The organism is Nodularia spumigena CCY9414, assembly GCF_000340565.2.
GTDB classification, from domain to species: domain Bacteria; phylum Cyanobacteriota; class Cyanobacteriia; order Cyanobacteriales; family Nostocaceae; genus Nodularia; species Nodularia spumigena.
The window spans coordinates 4,594,819-4,615,052 of record NZ_CP007203.1; the positions used below are offsets into that span (position 1 = coordinate 4,594,819).

Sequence of the window (20,234 nt, forward strand, 5' to 3'; positions counted from 1 at the left end):
TGAAACTGTATTCGCCAATTATGCCTGAGATAAGTTAAAGATGGAAATAACTGGCAATTGACTTTCAAAGGTTGCTGCTCAATTCTCCAAAGAACTACAGCAACTGAAGTTGAGAGAATTTTCTCCCTTTTGGGCAGTTTGTGTCAGGATAAAATCACAGCCCTCAGCGTGACGTTTTATCTTGACATTTCACCGAAATTAACTCAACTCGACTTCTTAGCTTCAAAGCTACTCTTTTTCTGGAAATTTCCATGTCAACTCTCGTCATCGTCGAATCTCCGACCAAAGCTCGTACCATTCGCAACTACCTGCCAAAAGACTATCGGGTAGAAGCGTCTATGGGTCATGTCCGTGACCTACCCCAATCGGCTAGTGAAATTCCCGCCGCCGTGAAAGCGGAACGGTGGGCGCAGCTGGGGGTAAATATAGATGCAGACTTTGAACCGGTGTATGTTGTCCCCAAAGACAAAAAGAAAGTTGTTACCCAGCTCAAAGATGCCCTCAAAGGTGTTGATGAACTGATTCTGGCAACTGACGAAGACCGGGAAGGTGAAAGCATCAGTTGGCATTTGTACCAATTGCTGAAGCCAAAAGTTCCGATCAAGCGGATGGTGTTTCACGAAATTACTCAAGAAGCTATTAAAAAAGCTTTGACAAACTGCCGCAATATTGATGAGCAGTTAGTTCGCGCCCAAGAAACACGGCGCATTTTAGATCGATTAGTTGGCTATACCCTGTCTCCCCTGCTGTGGAAAAAAATCGCCTGGGGATTATCTGCTGGGCGAGTGCAATCTGTAGCGGTGGGACTTTTAGTCAAAAAGGAACGCCAACGCCGCGCCTTCCATGAAGGTACATATTGGGATTTAAAAGCTAGCTTGGTGCAGGAAAAAACGGCCTTTGCTGCCCAATTGACCACACTGGGAGGAACCAAAGTAGCCACTGGTAGCGATTTCGATGCCGCCACCGGACAAATTACCGCCGGGCGCAATGTCTTGTTGCTTAACGAAGAGCAAGCTCACGCTCTCCAGGAACGCTTAACCGGGAAAACCTGGAATGTTAACAGCATCGATGAACGCCCAGTAACGCGTAAACCTGCGCCACCGTTTACTACTTCGACACTGCAACAAGAATCCAACCGCAAACTGCGTCTCTCTGCCAGAGACACAATGCGAACTGCCCAGAATTTGTATGAGCAAGGGTATATCACCTATATGCGGACAGATTCAGTGCATTTGTCTGATCAGGCGATCGCAGCTGCTCGTAGCTGTGTAGAACAACTTTACGGTAAAAACTACCTCAGCCCCCAACCTCGGCAATACACCACCAAATCGAAAGGCGCACAAGAAGCCCACGAAGCCATTCGTCCGGCGGGTAGTACTTTCCGTACTCCCCAAGAAACTGGTTTAAGTGGTCGGGAACTTGCGCTTTATGACTTGATTTGGAAGCGTACTGTCGCCAGTCAAATGGCTGACTGTCGGCAAACCCAAATTACCGTGCAGTTGCAAGTTGAAGACGCGGGCTTTCGTTCTTCTGGTAAGCGCATTGATTTTCCCGGCTTCTTACGCGCTTATGTTGAAGGTTCAGATGATCCAGATGCAGCTTTAGAAGATCAGGAAGTGATTTTGCCCAGTTTAAAAGTTGGGGATCATCCAAATTGTACTGACTTAGAAGCCGTGGGTCATGAAACCCAACCCCCAGCAAGATATACCGAAGCTACTCTAGTAAAAACCTTAGAAAGTGAAGGCATTGGTCGCCCTAGTACCTACGCCAGCATCATCGGCACAATCATTGATAAGGGTTACGCCCAATTAGTGAGTAACGCCTTGATTCCTACTTTCACCGCTTTCGCTGTCACCAACCTGCTAGAAAAGCATTTCCCGGATGTTGTAGACCCCAGTTTCACCTCGAAAATGGAACAAACCCTGGATGATATTGCCACAGGCGAAGCTAAGTGGTTACCTTATTTGCGGGAATTTTACCTGGGAGACAAAGGTTTAGAAACTTTAGTCAAAGAACAGGAAAGTCAAATTGATGCCAGTCAAGCTAGAACGGTATTACTGGAAAATTTAGATGCTAAAGTCCGCATTGGCAAATATGGCCCCTACATCGAAGTTGACAATGATGGCATTGTGGTTACTGCCTCAATTCCCAAAGACCTCACACCATCTGATCTCGACCCTAAACAGGTAGAAGTCCTACTGCGGCAAAAAACCGTGGGACCTGACCAGGTAGGTCGCCATCCTGAAACTGGTGAACCAATTTATCTCAAAATTGGTACTTACGGTCCCTACGTGCAGTTGGGTGACAAAACCGAAGAAAATCCCAAACCCAAACAAACTTCTCTACCTAAAGGTGTCACTCCTGAAAATGTCACCTTAGAGATGGCTGTGGGTCTTTTGGCTCTACCTCGGACATTGGGTGTCCATCCTGACACAGGTAAGAAAATTCAAGCCAGTTTGGGGCGTTTTGGTCCTTACGTCGTTCACGACCAGGGTAAGGAAGGAAAAGACTATCGCTCTCTCAAAGCTGCTGATAATGTGCTGACAGTTTCTCTGGAACGGGCATTGGAGTTATTATCTGAACCGAAAAAGGGACGTGGCTCCAGCAGTAGCAAATCTAAGGCGGCTTTACGCGAATTGGGTATGCACCCGGAAGAAGGTACGCCAGTGAATATTTATGATGGCCCCTATGGCCCTTATATTAAGCACGGCAAAATTAATGTCAGCATCCCAGAAGGTCAATCGGTAGAAGATATCACCCTATCTACAGCGTTAGAATTATTAGCAACCAAAGCATCGACCAAAAAATCTCCTAGCAAGACAAGTAAATCAACAACTTCTCGTCGGCGAACCTCGCCGCCGGGATCCAAGTCAACTGCTAAATCATCGAAGACCAGCGCTAAAAAAAATGATGCCGAAGGTTAGTTAAGGTCAAACAATTTTGGATTTTAGATTTGCGATTTTAGATTGACGTTAGCCAAGCATAAGCAGCGCAGCGAGTACTTTAGATTTATGAGCAGGCATAGGGGCAGGGCGTGAACAAAAAAAACAATCCAAAATCCAAAATCCAAAATCTAAAATTCGTACGGTCAAGAATCAAAAGTCCAGAGTTGTTGTAAAACTTGCTAACTGTGGACTTTTGGCTCTTGATTAAGAACGCCCATCATTAGTTAAATGCCATTTTGTATGTTTGTAATGTGATAATCTAAAAAGTAGGGGGAATCACAACTCCAAATTCTCGAAGTAGCTCACTTCCAGAATTAATTGATTGCGTTGGGCTACAGCGCGTTCGCGTAGCATTCGCTTTGCGAATAAGCTTACTGAGGGATAACTGCTCCCATGCTCCCGATAAAGTAAGAAATAAACTCTAGTTTTGCCTAGTTTTTATATAGCAGGTGCAAAAGTACGCGAGTTCTGCGTAGCTGTTAGTCAAAATATTGAGGTAGTATCTCAGGAGCGATAAGTTCAATGGACTATATAGATAAAGTGCTTGAAAAGCTGAAGGCGTTGGCACGCAAGCTCATTGAAGGCTTATTAGGGCCAGAATGTGAGCCGGAGCCGGAACTAATTCCGATTCCTGTAAATGAGCGTTCGCGTCGTCGTTAAGAGCTTAAAGTATTGAACTCGTCTTCGCCACTAATCAGCATTTTAGTGCTGCACGGGCCAAATTTAAATTTGCTAGGGCAGCGAGAACCAGGAATTTATGGTTCCTTGGGGCTGGCTGAAATTAATCGCTTGTTAGAAGAAGAAGCTTTGAAGTTTCAGGCGAAAGTAATTCCTGTGCAGTCAAATCATGAAGGGGTTTTGGTAGATACTATTCATGGGGCTTTAGGAAAGCATCAGGGAATTTTGATTAATGCCGGGGCTTATACGCATACTAGTGTGGCTCTGCGGGATGCGATCGCTGGTGTTAACCTACCTACAGTCGAAGTACATCTGAGCAATATTTATCGCCGGGAAGACTTCCGCCACCATTCTTTCATCGCTCCCGTAGCTATCGGACAAATAAGTGGTTTTGGTGTGCAAAGTTACTTGCTGGGCTTACAGGCTCTAGTGCATCATTTAAAAAATAAATAAGTTAAGATTTATTTTTTCTGAATATGCGCTATCCACTAATTAATCGGTATAAAGGTGCTTTATTAGGAACATTATTGGGTGAAGTTGTCGCCAAGGATGCTGAACAACAGGATGAGCTTGGCTCTGATATCAGCCAAATCGCAGTTCTGGTTGCTAAAAGCTTAATTGAGTTAGGCAAATTAGATCCAGATAATTGGCTAGAGCGTCATCAAACAAAATCTCTTCATTTAGATATAACTGATGGTGTCTTGCCAAAAGCAATTATTGCCACATTACCAGTGGCACTTTTTTTTCATGAGAATACAACTAACCTGCGACAAAATTTACTGTATATGTTGCAAATATGGGACGATGACCCAATTGTGAGAGATGGCACACTCGCAGTAGGATATGCGATCGCGAGATCTCTGACGGAAAAACTCTATCCCCACACAATCATACCGGAAATCATCGCCTTTATCGGCGAAACACCGACACTTTTACCACAAAAATTCCTAAAACTTAATGATTTATTAGCTCAAAGAGTTGGGTTAGAAACGGCACAAGCTGAATTCAGTAGAGAAGAAGAGCCGAGTAATGTGATTGCTATGGCGTTTTACTGCTTTCTCAGCACCTTGGAAGACCTTCGCTTGGCGGTTTTGCGGGCTAGTCACACAGATCATACCCGGCGAGGAGAAACTGGAAATTTAGATTTGCCAACCACCAGTATAATTACTGGTGCTTTATCAGGAGCTTACAACAGTATTGTGGGTATTCCCGTCAAATGGCGGGCTTTGTTATGTCCAACTAATTTAGCCACTGGGGAACTAACAAATTTTTCCCAGGTGCTAGAATTAGCTGATGCACTTGTTGCTGTATGGTCAGGAGTGTATGATCCCGCCCTACATTTAAAGAAGTACCCAGAGGATGGATGTGTCAGATATGAAGAACAGGCCCAGCTTTGCGTCTTTGCATCTCCTCGCGTTATCCAGTCGCGTTAATGTTATAGTCACCGTTCAAGGTGTAGGCGCAAAATACCAACTAATGAATAGAAAAGCTAGTATTTTTGTACTCACCAAATATAACCTTAGTCTGTAGGTAGCTATTGTGTGCAATCGGCTTCAACCAGATATGATTATTGATGTTCTCATCGTGTCCACCACCCCTTGGGCTTTTTTAAGGATTGTCTGGTTTTGAGTGATCTAGGACTTACGCACAAGTTACGAAAGAATGAACCACGTAAAGCCTACGGCATAGCTTCGCTTATGGCGCTAGCCTCTCCCTTTGGGAGAAGGAACGTTCGCGTAGCGTCTCCCCTTGGGAGAAGAACACGTTCGCGTAGCGTCTCCCCTTGGGAGAAGAAAAGAGGGTTTGAGAGAGATTTTGCGTAAGTCCTGTGATCAAACTAAAGCGGCTCCAGAGATCATGAAAAAGCAGCGATTTTTTAAGTCCTTTGACAACAGCGAACACCAAAAACCAGAAATAGCACTCAGAACAATGGCAAAAACGGTCAGAATTCGACGAGGGATTGATGCAGTATGTCTAGGCTGGGTGCATGACAAGCGTTCCTCTGTGGTTTTGGCGATCGCTGTCGTATCTCTTACAGGAGTTATGGGGCATAAACTATACAATCAACCCCAATTGACAGTAGGTACTCCTGCGCCAGAAACGATGAAAGCACCCTATACTGCTAACATTGAGGATAAAGAAGAAACAGAAGCCAAACGCCAAGCCGCTAGTAGAAGTTCCATACCTGTATTGATGGTCGATGTTCAAAAGACCGAAAGAATCAACAAAAATTTACAGCAACTTCTGGATAACGGCAATAAAATTCGCACTACTGCCGGAGTTTTTCCTTTTTTTGATACAACAGTTGTATCCGTTCCTACCCAGCATTATCTTCGCTCTTGTTCTGCATCGGAATGGAAAACGCTACTGATAACTTTAAAAAATACTAGCCAACGAAAATCAGACTTGTTAGTGGGCAAAAACCGCATTAATCCCCGAAATAGACAACCAGGCGGTATAGCACAACAACTCCCCACTTCCGAATATCTGCCTTTGTTTCCATCATCTACAGGTTCACCGATTCCAGAAAACCAATCTCTACCTAATCTGCTTAATTCAGGTAATCTACCCCTGTTTCTGTCTCCTTTAGATGAAAAACCCGTTAATATTTCCCAAAACACCGACTTTACTCAAGCAGTAGCGGAACTAAAAGCTTATCGCGCCACAACTTCAGAGCAAAACTTGGACTCACTCATAGTCCAAACCTCGCAAGTCCGCCAAGCATACAGCCAAGCAAGAATCCAACTTTTACAGCAAGAGTTGGCTAATCCCAAGAAAGTTTACAGCGAAACTGCCCTTTTGAAATTATCAGATAACGAATGGGGCCAAGCACAAACAGGAATTCGCCAGAGTGCCGAGAGGATTCTTGCTCAAGGGATTCCCCCAGGATTACCCTCAAGTATTCTACAGAATGCTGTGAAGCTCAACATACAGGAATTTGTCCCCAAAAATGCCGAACCCTTGGCAACCAAATTGTTGTTGACTGTGCTGCAACCCAATCTCAAGAATGATGAAGAACAAACAAAACAACAAATACAGCAAGCATCAGATGGAGTACCACCTGTAATGGTGGTGGTGCAAGAAGGAACGCTGATTGTCACCAAGGGAGAGGAAATTACTAAATGGCACTTTGATGTACTGGAGCATTATCAATTAATTCGCCGGGAAAATAACTGGCTAAAATTGACCACATTAGCCGGTATCGTCACCGGAGCCATTGGCATTTTTGTTGTGGTAGGAAGACAAAGGTCGTGCAAATTGCGGCAGCGCGATTACCTGTTAGTACTGCTGCTTACCCTAAGTATTCCAGGAGTGCTAGCCTTTGGCGTACCATATACCACTTGGAGCGCCGTTGGTTTATTGTTGGGTAGCTTCTATGCACCTGCTTTGGGTGCGACTGTTGTGGGACTGCTGCTGCTAATTCTACCAACCACCGTGGAAATCAGCATCATTTCGCTGTTAGCTGGTGGGGCGGCGGGGATATTGGGTAGTAGCATGGCGCAAAGATTGCGATCGCGCGAAGAATTAGCATTATTGGGTGTGGCGATCGCCGTCACGCAGGGTGGTATGTACCTGTTAATGAAGCTCTTCATTGGTGCAGCATTTGGCGGGGGTTGGTATGTGGTACTTCAAGGAGCAGGATTATTTGCTTTATCTGGTTTAGCCTGGAGTATTGTCGCCTTGGGCTTAAGTCCTTATCTGGAAAAGGTATTTGATTTAGTTACCCCCATTCGATTAGCTGAACTATCCAATCCGAATCGCCCCTTATTAAAACGACTGGCTACTGAAACCCCTGGAACCTTTCAACATACTTTGTTGGTCGCTACTCTGGCTGAAGCTGCTGCCAAAAAACTCGGATGTAATGTAGAACTTGTCAGGGCTGGAACTCTGTATCATGATATCGGCAAAATGCACGACCCTCTGGGCTTTATTGAAAATCAAATGGGGGGGCCGAATAAACATGAAACAGAAATTAATGATCCTTGGAAGAGTGCCGCAATTATCAAAAAGCACGTGACTGAAGGGTTGGTAATGGCGCAAAGACACCTTTTACCCACAGCAATTCAAGCTTTTATTCCTGAGCATCAAGGAACGATGCTGATTGCTTATTTCTATCACCAAGCACAACAAATGTCTCAGGAAGACCCCAATTTAATCGTAGATGACGCTGATTTTCGCTATGACGGACCAATTCCCCAATCACGAGAAACCGGAATAGTCATGTTAGCAGACTCCTGTGAAGCGGCGCTGCGATCGCTCAAAGATGCCACTCCAGAACAAGCCTTAACCATGCTCAATAACATTCTCCGTGCCAAATGGCAAGATAATCAAATGGTAGATTCAGGACTGACACGGCAAGAAATGTCAGAAATCAGCCAAATCTTTGTAGATGTGTGGCTGCAATTTCACCACAAGCGCATTGCTTATCCCAAGTTAAAAGCAGGTAAGAATGGGTAATGGTCATTGGTCATTTGTCATTTGTCATTTGTCATTTGTCATTCGGAAATTAAGCAAGTGATCTTTAGTGGAGATTTTAAGTTAGGCGATCGCTGCTAAAATAATCATCAAAACTAAGCTTGGGTAAATATTAAAAATCCTACTTGGAATAACCCAATAATAAAACCTAAAACACCACCTAAAGTCACAATTGCCTGTAATTCATTTTTGACAATTCCCTCAATTGCAGCTTCTAAATCAGCCGGTGAAGTTGATTTCACCCGATCAACAATCACTTGGTCTATCGATAATATGGGAATTACCAGCGCTACAATTTTTTCTAAATCTTTTTCTAAATATCTCTCTAAAATTTTAGCTAACTCTTGACTGACAACTTCTAAGGAAGAACTAACAACAGGTGAAGTGCTGAGACGATTCAGTAATAATGTGGCGATATTTTCCCAGTTAACAGAATCAGTCAATCCTTGAAGTAAATCGCTACCACTGGACTGGATATAATGACGCACACTTTCGCGTGTAGTCTTTCGCAGTTGGCGCACTGTCCCAATGGGCAAGTTTTGTAATGATAAGTCTACCAGGACTTTTTTCAGGCGATCGCGCATTTGCAAAACTTGAATTAGTTCCTTTAAACGAGCATTGGTAGCATCTTTTTCGTCTAAGCAAAAAGTTCTCAGCCTTGTCAGAGTATTACGTAAACCAAATAAATTGGCTACTACCCAATAAGTACCACTCGTCTTTTCACGAAAGCTTTCATCAATAGTTTGAATCGTGCGGTCTGTCAAAAAATCAATAATTACCTGACGTAACACATCTGGAGGTAAAACTACCTCTAATAACCAATCAGCTAGCCTTGTGGATTGTTCTTCACTCAGTTGTAATTCCAGCAATACCTGGTCAAAAATTTGATTGATTTGCGCCTCTAAAAAATCTTCTCGCCTGGCCAAAACTTTGAGCAAACGAGGTAATGATTCTCCTAACAAATCACGCAAAATTCCCGCCACAATTTTGGCGCTTTTCTCGTTTTTATCAACTTTGATTTGTTCAAGCGCCAATTGCAATAACCACAAAATTGCTGACTGTACGCGTTCTGTTTGTAACAAGCGTCGCGCCAGATTTTGCAATTCGCCTGGAGTCAGCAAAGACCCCATAATTGTATTAGAAATGTTCTTAGCCAGACGTTCCTGGTTGCGAGGAATCAATCCAGGAGTAAATGGTACTTTTCGCCCAGCTATATAAATTGCTTTGTAGGGGCGAAATAACATTTTGATGGCTATATCGTTGGTGAAATAGCCAATAATGCCACCCAGCACCGGGGGTAATAAATAAAACCAGATGTGAGACCAATCCAAGGTAAAATTTAACAAAATTAAAATTGATGAGCGATGAGTGATCAGTTTAATGCAAAACTTCTAACTCATGACTCATTTACTGACTACCAGCACTCCCATCATATCGTTCGCGATGGGGTAGTGTGTCACCAATGTAAAACCAACTTGACGGGCTAACTCTATTTGCTCTTGTCCGGTGGGGAAACGATCTAAGCTGGGACTGATATAAGCATATTCCTCTTTTAAACCCATCCGGTTGGCAATTGGTACAACTATATTACTCAAATACCATTGCTGAAAAGCGCGAAGCTGCGGATTTCTGGGACGATGAAAATCTAAAATTGCGGCTTTAGCACCAGGCTTGAGAACGCGGTGTAATTCTTGCAGACTGCGGGGAATATCTGTAACATTTCTTAACCCATAGCCCATTGTCGCCGCATCGAAGTAGTGATCATCAAAGGGCAAATTGAGTGCATCGGCTTCTATCCAAGAAATGGTAGGTTGGGGGTATTGGCTTTGGGAGCGTTCTTTAGCAGCTGCTAGTAGGTTGGGGGAGAAATCCACACCATACACCTTTCCCGTAGTTCCCACATATTTAGCCAAACGAAAGGCCAAATCACCACTTCCACAGCATAAATCCAGGCAAGTATCGCCCGGTTTAGCTGCACTCCATTTGACTGTCATTTCCTTCCAGATCCGATGTTGTCCCAGACTCAACCAATTGTTTAATTCGTCATAAACTGGAGCAATACGGTCAAAAATATCGCGAATTTCTTGATTCATTGGTTAAGAGTTACGACTGTAGCCACTAATATGGGTTTACTTTGCACTCAGTGCTGCTGCAAAGCAGATCGATCGCTACCAGTTCTGCTGATAAACGAATGAGGTTCAATTCATCTTCTCGTAAAGAGCAAGGTTGTTGCCATTGGAGTGACAAAATCCCTAACAAATGTTACTCATTAGCAGTCACAAGTTCCAAGCCTGTTTTCTACTGAACTTTAGATGCTGTATGATTTTTTTTATACTTTTTTTTTGGGACTACCTGGAAAATACCCGCCTTTCCTACCTTTTCCCCGCCTGGGAGGAGTGGAAATTTTCAGATATCTTGGTTTAGAGATCGTCAACTGTTAAAGATTACAATAAGATTTCCAGCCAGAAAAATTAATCACCCTCTCAAGTTGAAGCTCCCACGCCAGAATTATGACTAATCTAGCTGACAATGCTCAAAATCCTGAAAATGCTGTTAACGATGATGTAGTAAAAGAATTACTACGCAAGCTGAGGCAAAAACAAGGTAACTGGGTAGAGTGGGGAGTAGCGATCGCCTCCTTGCAAAAATCTGGTTACAATCCCCAGCAAATTTTTGAGGAAACCGGATTTGAGCCAATTCAACAAAATCAGGTAATTGTTGGTTCCCAAGTTTATAATTCTTTAGCAGAAGGTGGTGCTTCGGAAGCTGCGCGATCGCACTACACTACACGGGGTAGTGATGTTTTGTATGAACTCCGCTTGCTTACCCACCAAGAACGTGCTGCGGCTGCTGAACTTACCTTTATCCACAAACTCGATCTTGAAGAAGCACGGGAAGTCGCAAAAGCAATTAAAGATTTTTCCCGCTTCCGGGTTTTACCAGAAGGTTTTACTGCCCATCCAGGGGATGCTGTGGCTTATCAAGCTTGGAAACTAGCACGTCAATATACAGATTTTCAAGAGCGATCGCGCTTCATTGCCAAAGGTTTACGTTTTGCTCACACGCCCACAGCTAGGAAGCAAATCGAACAGTTACTCGTTGATTTTACTGTAGTTTCCCAACGTTCAGCGCCCATTCTGCCTTTTTATCGATTTGAGTCGGAAGAAGAACTACCTCGCATTGTGCCAGTAGTAGGTGAGTTACCATTAACACCACAAGACTTGCAAAGTGTGCCTATGGTAGAAACCATTGAGCCATTTGGTTTAGTCAAGTTTGCTGGGGAACAGGCTTGGGTACCTTTACCAGGTTGGCAAGTATTATTGAGTGCAGAAGACCCCGTAGCGATTTTCTGTAGTAGCGATCGCCTCCCCAATCAGGAAAAAAATCTGCCAAAACCAGTGCTGGTTGCAATAGATCGCGCCGGGCGACAATGGGATGACTCCAGCTACTTTGTTGTTGAACACAACGGCGAATTAGACTTTCAGTGGTTTGAAACCGAGCCAGAAATTCCTCTGCTAGGGAGACTGATTGTAATTGTGCGTCCTAAGAAAATCTTCGATGATGTTATTAGCCAAGATTCCTGGCAAATTGACGAATAAATGAGTGGCGAGTGGGGAGTGGGGAGTGGGGAGTGGGGAGTGGGGAGTAGGGAGTAGGGAATAGGGAGTGGGGAGTGGGACTCAAAAAAAAACTAAAGGTTAATCTTTATTTGCAGCGATAAAGCTGATAGGGAATACCGATGCGATAGTGCTGTGACGTGTCTATAGTACAAACACCATCCCCAGATAGCGCCACCTGCTGGGGATAATCATGTCTTCTCATTCCTGGTCCAACTATCCATAAATTCATCTGAGATGTTGCTAGTTTTGGCATTTCATGAAGCTTATTCCAGAAATCAGGGGAATGAACAGATTTTTCTAAAAAAGCAAAACTATCAAAGTTCTTGACAGTAATTGGAACAGCAACGTTGGTATTGCTTCTAACTTTTTCTAATGCCAAAGCAAAACTTAATCCCAACGCCACATCCTGATAATTGTTCTATCCTACTACCAGCATCAGAGGGACAGAGGGTTCTAAATTCATGTTTCGTGCAGTTTGCTCAGGTTGGAAAGACTTTTGAAAGACTAAGTTAGAAACTACAAAAACACAACTGAGAATACCAACCAGCAAAATGATAAATTTTAACTTGTGAATTTTGCTAATACTAGCTGCTAACAAAGCGCAAAAACTGGGATAATAAACAAAGTGATAGCGGGGAATAATAGTTATATCTTTACCTAATAAATAGGCGATTGCCAAAAATTGGATTAATACAATGATAGTAAAACTTAAAAGCGTTAATGTTGCTAAATGAGTTGTATTCTCTAACCACAGCAGTTTTAAACCTTTGTATACCTGCCACCCTAACCAAATAGCAAAGGTTAGCATACAAAATCCACAGCTAGCTGTAATTAAAAGAGGCTGGTTTTCCACAGGTAGAGCAATCACCATTAATATCCAACTAATTAAAGTTTGATATAGTGGTGCAATGTGCATAGTAGCAGGTAACCAATTGGTTTCAGGACTCTGAGCATGATTTAATATTACCCGCACCCACGGTAGGAAACTAATGACAACTCCAGTAATTGATATAATTAAATTTAGACAAATTTGACCTTTATTTAGAATCTGATTTTTACCCGAATATATTAATATAAATAATGTGATAATTTCCCCTATGAAAGCCATACTAAAAAAGTAGTGAACATAAAGACCAATACTATTAACAAAAGCCCATAAAATAACTACCCAAAGTCTCAGGCGTTGCTTGTCAAAAATATCCTGTTGAATTTGCATTAGTCCTAATAACGCTAAAGTTATCAGAAACATGGGCATAGTGTAATGGCGTGCTTCTTGGGAAAGGTAAACAGCAAAGGGAGAAATAGCCATAATTAATGCGGCGATGATTCCCGATGCACCGGTGAAAGCTATGCGGTTGACACCATAAATTGCGGCGATCGCACCTACACCAAATAAAGCTGGTAGCGATCGCAATTTTCCCACCCACTCTGTACCCAAGGGAGTCATCCACCCCAACCAACTGTACATTACACAAAAAAACAACGGCGGATGGGTAGACTGATTAGCTAGATTTTCGGCAATTTGATCACAGCTAACCCCAGACTGGTAAGTAAAAATTTCTTGGACGCGTTGCAGTGGAAATAAGATATTTAAGGGCAAATCATGGTAATTTTTTCCCAAACTGAAAATAGCAGTAATTACCTCATCCATCCACAGAGGTTTTAAGTCTAAATTCCAAAAGCGCAAGACACCACCAAGTGCGATCGGCAAAGCCGCGCCGTAGGCGATCGCTCCAGCTAAACCTAGATAATGTAGATACAGTTTGCGATTTGTCATTATTTATTCAGACTGAACATTTAGCACTACAGGAACATCAAAGAATAATTAACCACAGATGAACACAGATAAATACAGATAAATATAGATAAAGGTGTGCTTGCATTCCATGAAAGATGCTTAATCTGCGGTTTGATAATTTAAATTTCATTTAAAATCTAAAACTCTATGTCAGACGCTTATTTTACGGCTACTGTGCCTCAAGAATCTCTCCAGTTAAAGTTACAAGAGAAGATTTTAGACATCCGCAATAGTCTCCGCCCAGGACAACAACAGATGGCTGATTGGCAATTCGGCCCATTGGCTGTTTCCGCCGTTCCTGGGGCTGGTAAATCCACTGGGATGGCCGCAGCAGTAGCGATCGCGATCGCCCGACAATACCAAATATCTGCTGAATCACGCCCATCTTCCCGCCGTCACATTGTAGTTGTGACATTTACGCGTTCCGCATCTGCCAATATTAAATTAAAAATTCGCGGATATTTAAAAGATTTATCTTTACCTCCAACAGGCTTTGCTGTCTATACCCTGCATGGTCTAGCTTTGAATATTGCCAGTCGTCACCCTAATTTATCAGGTTTAGAATTAGAAAATGTCACATTAATTACACCCAACCAAAGCCATCGTTTTATTCGGACAGCCGTAGAACAATGGATTAATAACAATCGGGAACCTTATTCTCGGTTGCTAGAAGGTCATCAATTTGACGGTGAAGAGACAGAAAGATTACGCCGTCAGTCAGTGTTGCGAACTGAAGTTTTACCAGATTTGGCAACTACAGTTATTCATGAAGCTAAAAGTTCGGGAATATTGCCAGAAAAACTGCGGGAGTGGAGTCAAAAAACTACAGATAAATATGGAATATTGCGGGTAGCGGCGGGATTGTATGAACAATATCAGAATTTAATGCGATTGCATGATTTCATCGACTACGACGATATGATTTTAGCCGCCCTGCGTGTCCTAGAAAATGACAGCGCCCGTCACATTGAGCAAAATCAAGTTTTTGCAGTATTTGAAGACGAAGCCCAAGATTCTAGCCCCTTGCAGACAAAGCTATTAGAGATTTTAGCAACTAATCAGGGGGAAGAAGCAGGGGGGCAGGGGGCAGGGGGCAGGGGGGAAGAACTTGGGGCGCTTGTACTAGAATCTTCTCCCCCATCTTTCCACTCAGCACTCCAATTGGTGAGAGTTGGTGATCCTAATCAAGCGATTAACTCGACTTTTACACCAGCTGATCCGATTTATTTTCGGGAGTTTTGCGGAGTGTGCGATCGCCTGGGTAAATTAGCAACAATGGATCAAGCTGGACGCAGTACCCGAATTATTATCGCTGCCGCTAACTTTGCCCTAGAATGGGTAAACAGCTTTTATCAACTCAAAAATCAACCATCCCCTCCACCCCCATTTCGTTCTCAAAACATCCGCCCAGTTAATACCAGCGATCCTCAAACAGATGCTAACCCATTACCAGTGGGACGAGGACTAGAACTTTATACACCCCGTGATATTTATCACACAGTTGAATTACTGTCTCAAAGGATAGTTGAGTTGTTTACTCAAAACCCCAAAGAAATTAGTGGGGCAATTTTGGTGCGAGAACATCGCCAAGGTCGCTGGCTAACAGAGATGTTAACTCCTATGTGTAAGGAGCATAAAATTACACTTTATGACGTAGGAGAAAGCGATCGCCGTTCTCATATCCCCCAAGAAATGCTGGGATTATTGCAATTTTGCGATCGCCCCCATTCTCCTGACTACCTCAAAGCGGCTTTAGAGGTATTGGTACAGCGTCAATTAATTCCTACCCAAGACCTCAACGCCCTCGCTAGTTTACCAGAAGAGTTTTTGTATCCGGGGCCTCTCGCAGAACTCCAGACAGATACAGTCAAAAAATCCGCGCATTTTTGTCGGAGTTTACTCCGCGCTCGGTTAGAACTGCCCCTATATCAACTGATTGCCTTTCTGGCTTTAACTTTAAAGTACGACCAAGCCGAATTAGCCACTGCTGACAAACTCGCCGAACGGGTAAACCAGCAAATAACTGAGAACAATTCAATGGAAGCAATGCTTTGTGCTTTAAGTGAAATTGTCACTTCGGAACGGTTTGAAGCAGTGGAAACAGATGATTTAGACGCACGTTATACCCGTCGTGGTCAACTGACAATTATCACCATGCACAAAGCCAAGGGGTTGGATTGGGACTATGTATTTATGCCCTTTCTACATGAAAACTTAATTCCTGGTAAATTTTGGGTGACTCCCAAAAGCCAGTTTTTAGGCGACTTTACTTTATCAGAAGTAGCGCGCGCCCAAATTCGGACTGCAATCCACGGCGAATCGAATCTACCTCATGTCTCCCAAGCCTGGGAACAGGCAAAACATTTGAAAACTTCTGAGGAATATCGTTTACTCTACGTTGCGATGACACGAGCCAAGCGGCTATTATGGATGTCTGCATCACAGCAAGCGCCTTTTACCTGGAGTAAACCAGAAAATTTACAAGAACAAGCGCCTTGTCCGGTTTTTCCGGCATTAAAACGTCAGTTCCCTGAATGTGTAGTACAAGACGGCGTAAATAAACAGACCATTCAAAATCCCTGAAAAGCCCATTTTATAAGCTTTTTGACTTTTGACTTTTGACTTTTGACTTCCGCCTTGCGGTAGTAGTTACTTGAGCCACTTAAATCTGTGAATAATAGTATATAATTATGGATTGTGTCTAATTAAAGTCAGACCATGCCTAAACTCAAGACTCGTAAAGCTGCGGCAAAACGTTTCCGTGCCACTGGTACAGGTAAGATTGTGCGTCGCAAAGCTTTCAAAAACCACCTTTTAGAACACAAGTCTTCTAACAAAAAGCGTAGCTTGTCCAAGTCCACACTTGTACATGAGCGGGATGAAGACAACGTGCGTTTAATGCTTCCTTATTTGTAAGTTTTTTAGGAAATAGACTATGACCAGAGTAAAGCGCGGTAATGTAGCTCGTAAACGCCGCAATAAAATTCTCAAATTAGCTAAAGGTTTTCGCGGTTCGCACTCAACTTTGTTTAGAACCGCTAACCAACAGGTGATGAAGGCGCTACGGAGTTCCTACCGCGATCGCAAAAAGAAAAAGCGCGATTTTCGCCGTCTGTGGATTGCTCGGATCAATGCGGCTGCAAGGCAACATGGTTTGAGCTACAGTCAATTAATCGGCAATTTGAAAAAAGCTGATATCCAACTAAATCGCAAGATGTTGGCACAATTGGCAGTTCTTGATCCCGCTAGTTTCGGCAAGGTTGCGGAATTGGCACTGCAAGCTAAAGGATAAGGGTTGTAACGGATGAATTACCGATGTAACAGATGGCTAAAAATTAATCAGTTACATCTGGTATTATCCGCTACTATCTTTTGTATTGTCTGCTTTTCCTGGGGATTTATGGCATCTGCCGCCCAAATGCCCGAAATTCAGCGAAGAGGTTATTTAACTATTGCCGTTAAAGATAACTTACGTCCCTTGGGATTTAGAGATGTTGACGGTAATTTACAAGGCTTAGAAATTGACTTGGCGAAGCGTCTGGCGTTGGATTTGTTGGGGAAAGCGGATGCTGTCAGATTCCAACCCGTAGCCAACCGCGATCGCTTGTCTGTAGTATTAAATAATAAAGTGGATTTAGCGATCGCCAGAGTCACTGCAACTGAGTCTCGCGCTCGTTTAGTAAGTTTCAGTGTTCCTTACTATTTTGATGGTACGTTAATAGTAACAAAAGATGCCTGTGTGAGTCAGCTAAGTGATTTAGCAAACCGAAAAATCGCCGTAATCAAGAATTCCAGCACAATTGCCCAAGTGCGCTACTATGTGCCAAAAGCTGAGTTGGTGGGAGTTGATTCATATCAAGAAGGGCGATCGCTCACAGAAAATAATACAGTAGTAGCATTTGCTGCCGATGCCAGTGTTCTGAGTGGTTGGGTGCAACAATATCCCCAATATCGGCTTTTACCCACCAAGTTATCAACTGAACCTTTGTCTGTAGTCATGCCCAAGGGATTGCAGTATGATCAGTTAAGACGACAAGTCAATGAGGCGATCGCTAAATATACAGCAGAGGGTTGGCTAAAAGAACGTATTCAATATTGGGGCTTACCTTAAAAAATTCTTAATAATAAAGTGAAGAAATATCTCCCTGATTTCCAACATCTCCCAAGTGTCAGATAATAGAGACAGAAGTAGCTTTTAATATTTGTGTTTGCAGACAATGGATAAAAATTTAGTCATTATTTATCTTTCAATTTTTGTAGGTCTGCTTTCATTCGCAGTTGTGAATGTTTTCCGCCAAATTTTCAAAACTCGTCGGCGTGAAAGTGCCTTAGCAAGGTTACGCAAGAAATTGGAGAAAGAAAAAGGTACAGCACAAGAATATTACGAGTTAGCCAGTATTTATTCAGAAAAACAACTATTTTCTCAGGCGATAGTGCTATTTCAAAAAGCTATGAAAGCTGCTGAAGAGGAAGAAGAGGCAGAAGATAGCGCCCCTATTTACAACGGATTAGGATATGTTTACTTTAGCCAAGAGCAATATGACTTAGCAATTCGCCAGTATAAAGAAGCTATAAAACGTAAACCAGACTACGTGACAGCACTGAACAACCTGGGACACGCCTACGAAAAGAAAAAATTAACCACTCAGGCGCTACAAATGTATGAAGAAGCCCTAAAATTCGCCCCTAATAACACCATTGCCAAGCGCCGGGCTGAATCATTACGGCGCTTAGTGTCTGTTTGATAACTTATTAAACCAGGAAACCTTACCCAAGCTATGTTTTAGCGCCCCTCCTCGCTTGCGGGGAGGGGCTGGGGGTGGGGTTTAACGATTTTGGTAATAAAAACTAATTAACTGGACTTGATATGAAATTTAAACTTTATTTATGCTGAATGTAACCCAACGTCAACCACCTAATCCTGATGTTGCCGTCACTTTCACCCTAGCACTCACAGCAGAAGAACGCACCCGCAGCCGTCATCGCTTTGAAACAGAAGATGGCAAAGTTATATTTTTGCGCTTACCAAGAGGAACATTACTGCGAGATGGTGATATTTTACAAGACGAAACCAATAGCAGTTTAATTAGAATTACTGCCAAACCAGAAACAGTGTTAACAGTTTTTGCTCAAACACCGCTGTTATTAATGCGCGCAGCATACCATTTGGGAAATCGCCACGTACCTGTAGAAATTACCTCAAGTTATTTACGCTTATTACCAGATTCAGTTTTACGCACAATGCTAGAACAACTGGGACTAGAAATTACAGAGGAAACCTTACCATTTCAGCCAGAATTAGGCGCTTATGGACACCATCACCCTCACTGATGCCAATTTTTTATACATATTGCAGTTAGCGAGTCCTGGCTTACCTGTGGGAGCATATAGCTATTCCGAAGGCTTAGAAATGCTAGTAGAAAAGGGCATCATTTCTGCTCAAGCCAGCCTCAAACATTGGTTAGAAGCTGAATTACATTATGGGGCAGTTCGGTTAGATGCGGCGGTGATGGTAAGATCCGCAGAATCGGCAGCTATGGGCGATATTTCAGCTTTATCCCATTGGAATATGTGGTTATCTGCTGCTAGGGAAACCCAAGAATTACGGGCATCTAGTTGGCAGATGGGGCGATCGCTTACCCAATTACTTGGTAAACTACAACCAGAGATCATGCCTCTAGTGAATGCTGTGGGTAATCCTGGCAATTATGCGATCGCTTTTGGTATTGCTGTTGCTCATTGGCAAATTCATATTCAAGCGGCTTTACTAGGATATCTGCATAGTTGGGCAAGCAATTTGATTACATCTGGAGTGAAACTCATTCCCCTTGGTCAAACTGCGGGACAAGAGTTATTACTAGAGTTACAACCATTAATTAGCAATGCTGTAGAGGAAATACTAGCTTTGGAAGATGACGAACTCAGTTGTTGTAGTTGGGGTTTGTCTTTAGCAAGTATGCAGCACGAAACCCAGTATACAAGATTGTTTAGGAGTTAGATAGAGGACAATGAGTGCATTACGTGTTGGGGTGGCTGGCCCGGTGGGTTCGGGAAAGACAGCTTTAGTGGATGCTTTGTGTAAAACCTTACGTGAAAAGTATCAAATTGCTGTTGTTACCAATGATATTTATACCCAAGAAGACGCTCAATTTTTGGTACGTTCTCAAGCCTTGACAAGCGATAGAATTTTGGGAGTAGAAACTGGCGGTTGTCCCCACACAGCAATTCGCGAAGATGCTTCCATGAATTTAGCTGCTATTGAACAATTAGAAAACCAATTTATTGATTTAGATGTAGTATTCCTGGAAAGTGGCGGCGATAATTTAGCAGCTACTTTTAGCCCCGAATTAGTAGACTTAACTATTTACGTCATTGATGTCGCAGCAGGTGATAAAATACCCCGCAAAGGTGGCCCCGGTATCACTAAATCCGACTTATTGGTGATTAATAAAATTGATCTTGCGCCCTATGTAGGAGCAGATTTAGGTGTAATGAAACGAGATACGCAGAAAATGCGCGGTGATAAACCTTTTATTTTCACCAATTTAAAGACTCAAGCAGGGTTAGCAGATATCATTAAATTTGTAGATTTAAATATATAGAGGTAGTTATACTTGGTGAGTGAGTAAGCCAATTTTTAACTACAGGTACTACTGAAATGCTATGCCTATCTTGTTTTGACCATCCTTGTCGCCCCTCAAGTGATCCACCTGTTAG

At 42.9% G+C, this 20,234-nt stretch carries 18 protein-coding genes; 14 read left to right on the forward strand and 4 right to left on the reverse strand.

The window, feature by feature from the left end:
- The first annotated feature begins 251 nt into the window (after nt 1–251).
- From topA to NSP_RS20115, 5 genes are all read left to right on the forward strand, one after another.
- Complete coding sequence (gene topA, locus NSP_RS20100; RefSeq protein ID WP_006197444.1) at nt 252–2,924, forward strand: type I DNA topoisomerase; 2,673 nt, start codon at nt 252–254, stop codon at nt 2,922–2,924.
- 543 nt (nt 2,925–3,467) lie between these two features.
- Nucleotides 3,468–3,605 (forward strand): hypothetical protein, encoded by a 138-nt coding sequence (locus NSP_RS26150; RefSeq protein ID WP_017804373.1) that lies wholly within the window; start codon nt 3,468–3,470, stop codon nt 3,603–3,605.
- A gap of 12 nt (nt 3,606–3,617) precedes the next feature.
- On the forward strand, nt 3,618–4,076 hold the full coding sequence (gene aroQ, locus NSP_RS20105; protein ID WP_201253399.1) for a type II 3-dehydroquinate dehydratase: 459 nt from the start codon (nt 3,618–3,620) through the stop codon (nt 4,074–4,076).
- A 23-nt stretch (nt 4,077–4,099) separates the two neighbouring features.
- A complete protein-coding gene (locus NSP_RS20110; protein WP_006197441.1) occupies nt 4,100–5,056 on the forward strand; it encodes an ADP-ribosylglycohydrolase family protein in 957 nt (318 codons plus the stop codon).
- Between the two features lie 424 nt (nt 5,057–5,480).
- Complete coding sequence (locus NSP_RS20115) at nt 5,481–8,081, forward strand: HD family phosphohydrolase (RefSeq protein ID WP_373567417.1); 2,601 nt, start codon at nt 5,481–5,483, stop codon at nt 8,079–8,081.
- A 113-nt stretch (nt 8,082–8,194) separates the two neighbouring features.
- On the opposite strand, the gene NSP_RS20120 is transcribed toward NSP_RS20115, so the two are convergent.
- Together NSP_RS20120 and ubiE are read right to left on the reverse strand one after the other, a co-directional pair.
- Nucleotides 8,195–9,430 carry a DUF445 domain-containing protein gene (locus tag NSP_RS20120; RefSeq protein WP_006197439.1) on the reverse strand — a complete coding sequence of 412 codons (1,236 nt, stop codon included), beginning with the start codon at nt 9,428–9,430 and terminating at the stop codon, nt 8,195–8,197.
- 72 nt (nt 9,431–9,502) lie between these two features.
- Nucleotides 9,503–10,192, reverse strand: a complete 690-nt coding sequence (ubiE, locus tag NSP_RS20125) for a bifunctional demethylmenaquinone methyltransferase/2-methoxy-6-polyprenyl-1,4-benzoquinol methylase UbiE (RefSeq protein WP_006197437.1) — start codon at nt 10,190–10,192, stop codon at nt 9,503–9,505.
- A gap of 417 nt (nt 10,193–10,609) precedes the next feature.
- On the opposite strand from ubiE, the gene NSP_RS20130 reads away from it, so the two are divergent.
- Nucleotides 10,610–11,698 carry a RuBisCO accumulation factor 1 gene (locus NSP_RS20130; RefSeq protein WP_006197436.1) on the forward strand — a complete coding sequence of 363 codons (1,089 nt, stop codon included), beginning with the start codon at nt 10,610–10,612 and terminating at the stop codon, nt 11,696–11,698.
- 106 nt (nt 11,699–11,804) lie between these two features.
- On the opposite strand, the gene NSP_RS27425 is transcribed toward NSP_RS20130, so the two are convergent.
- Together NSP_RS27425 and NSP_RS20140 are read right to left on the reverse strand one after the other, a co-directional pair.
- Complete coding sequence (locus NSP_RS27425) at nt 11,805–12,122, reverse strand: hypothetical protein (protein WP_006197435.1); 318 nt, start codon at nt 12,120–12,122, stop codon at nt 11,805–11,807.
- 15 nt (nt 12,123–12,137) lie between these two features.
- Nucleotides 12,138–13,496 carry a glycosyltransferase family 39 protein gene (locus NSP_RS20140; protein ID WP_006197434.1) on the reverse strand — a complete coding sequence of 453 codons (1,359 nt, stop codon included), beginning with the start codon at nt 13,494–13,496 and terminating at the stop codon, nt 12,138–12,140.
- A gap of 168 nt (nt 13,497–13,664) precedes the next feature.
- Here NSP_RS20140 and NSP_RS20145 point away from each other — a divergent pair, with 168 nt between their 5' ends.
- From NSP_RS20145 to ureG, 8 genes are all read left to right on the forward strand, one after another.
- Complete coding sequence (locus tag NSP_RS20145; RefSeq protein WP_006197433.1) at nt 13,665–16,100, forward strand: ATP-dependent helicase; 2,436 nt, start codon at nt 13,665–13,667, stop codon at nt 16,098–16,100.
- A gap of 135 nt (nt 16,101–16,235) precedes the next feature.
- Entirely contained in the window at nt 16,236–16,433 is a 198-nt protein-coding gene (gene rpmI / locus NSP_RS20150; protein ID WP_006197432.1) for a 50S ribosomal protein L35, read from the forward strand.
- Nucleotides 16,434–16,452: 19 nt separating this feature from the next.
- On the forward strand, nt 16,453–16,809 hold the full coding sequence (gene rplT / locus NSP_RS20155) for a 50S ribosomal protein L20 (protein ID WP_006197431.1): 357 nt from the start codon (nt 16,453–16,455) through the stop codon (nt 16,807–16,809).
- Between the two features lie 12 nt (nt 16,810–16,821).
- A complete protein-coding gene (locus NSP_RS20160; RefSeq protein ID WP_042202501.1) occupies nt 16,822–17,628 on the forward strand; it encodes a transporter substrate-binding domain-containing protein in 807 nt (268 codons plus the stop codon).
- A gap of 106 nt (nt 17,629–17,734) precedes the next feature.
- A complete protein-coding gene (locus NSP_RS20165) occupies nt 17,735–18,262 on the forward strand; it encodes a tetratricopeptide repeat protein (RefSeq protein WP_006197429.1) in 528 nt (175 codons plus the stop codon).
- A gap of 142 nt (nt 18,263–18,404) precedes the next feature.
- Nucleotides 18,405–18,848, forward strand: coding sequence for an urease accessory protein UreE (gene ureE / locus NSP_RS20170; protein ID WP_006197428.1), 444 nt, complete (start codon nt 18,405–18,407; stop codon nt 18,846–18,848).
- Nucleotides 18,826–19,515, forward strand: a complete 690-nt coding sequence (locus tag NSP_RS20175) for an urease accessory protein UreF (protein ID WP_006197427.1) — start codon at nt 18,826–18,828, stop codon at nt 19,513–19,515. Before ureE ends, NSP_RS20175 begins: the two co-directional genes overlap by 23 nt.
- Before the next feature lie 10 nt (nt 19,516–19,525).
- Nucleotides 19,526–20,119, forward strand: coding sequence for an urease accessory protein UreG (gene ureG / locus NSP_RS20180; RefSeq protein WP_006197426.1), 594 nt, complete (start codon nt 19,526–19,528; stop codon nt 20,117–20,119).
- The last annotated feature ends 115 nt before the right edge of the window (nt 20,120–20,234 follow it).

Coding starts and splice junctions, on each gene's coding strand:
- topA (WP_006197444.1), top strand. CDS start 252: ATGTCAACTCTCGTCATCGTCGAATCTCCGACCAAAGCTCGTACCATT.
- NSP_RS26150 (WP_017804373.1), top strand. CDS start 3,468: ATGGACTATATAGATAAAGTGCTTGAAAAGCTGAAGGCGTTGGCACGC.
- NSP_RS20110 (WP_006197441.1), top strand. CDS start 4,100: ATGCGCTATCCACTAATTAATCGGTATAAAGGTGCTTTATTAGGAACA.
- NSP_RS20115 (WP_373567417.1), top strand. CDS start 5,481: ATGAAAAAGCAGCGATTTTTTAAGTCCTTTGACAACAGCGAACACCAA.
- ubiE (WP_006197437.1), bottom strand. CDS start 10,192: ATGAATCAAGAAATTCGCGATATTTTTGACCGTATTGCTCCAGTTTAT.
- NSP_RS20130 (WP_006197436.1), top strand. CDS start 10,610: ATGACTAATCTAGCTGACAATGCTCAAAATCCTGAAAATGCTGTTAAC.
- NSP_RS20140 (WP_006197434.1), bottom strand. CDS start 13,496: ATGACAAATCGCAAACTGTATCTACATTATCTAGGTTTAGCTGGAGCG.
- NSP_RS20145 (WP_006197433.1), top strand. CDS start 13,665: ATGTCAGACGCTTATTTTACGGCTACTGTGCCTCAAGAATCTCTCCAG.
- rpmI (WP_006197432.1), top strand. CDS start 16,236: ATGCCTAAACTCAAGACTCGTAAAGCTGCGGCAAAACGTTTCCGTGCC.
- rplT (WP_006197431.1), top strand. CDS start 16,453: ATGACCAGAGTAAAGCGCGGTAATGTAGCTCGTAAACGCCGCAATAAA.
- NSP_RS20160 (WP_042202501.1), top strand. CDS start 16,822: ATGAATTACCGATGTAACAGATGGCTAAAAATTAATCAGTTACATCTG.
- NSP_RS20165 (WP_006197429.1), top strand. CDS start 17,735: ATGGATAAAAATTTAGTCATTATTTATCTTTCAATTTTTGTAGGTCTG.
- ureE (WP_006197428.1), top strand. CDS start 18,405: ATGCTGAATGTAACCCAACGTCAACCACCTAATCCTGATGTTGCCGTC.
- NSP_RS20175 (WP_006197427.1), top strand. CDS start 18,826: ATGGACACCATCACCCTCACTGATGCCAATTTTTTATACATATTGCAG.
- ureG (WP_006197426.1), top strand. CDS start 19,526: ATGAGTGCATTACGTGTTGGGGTGGCTGGCCCGGTGGGTTCGGGAAAG.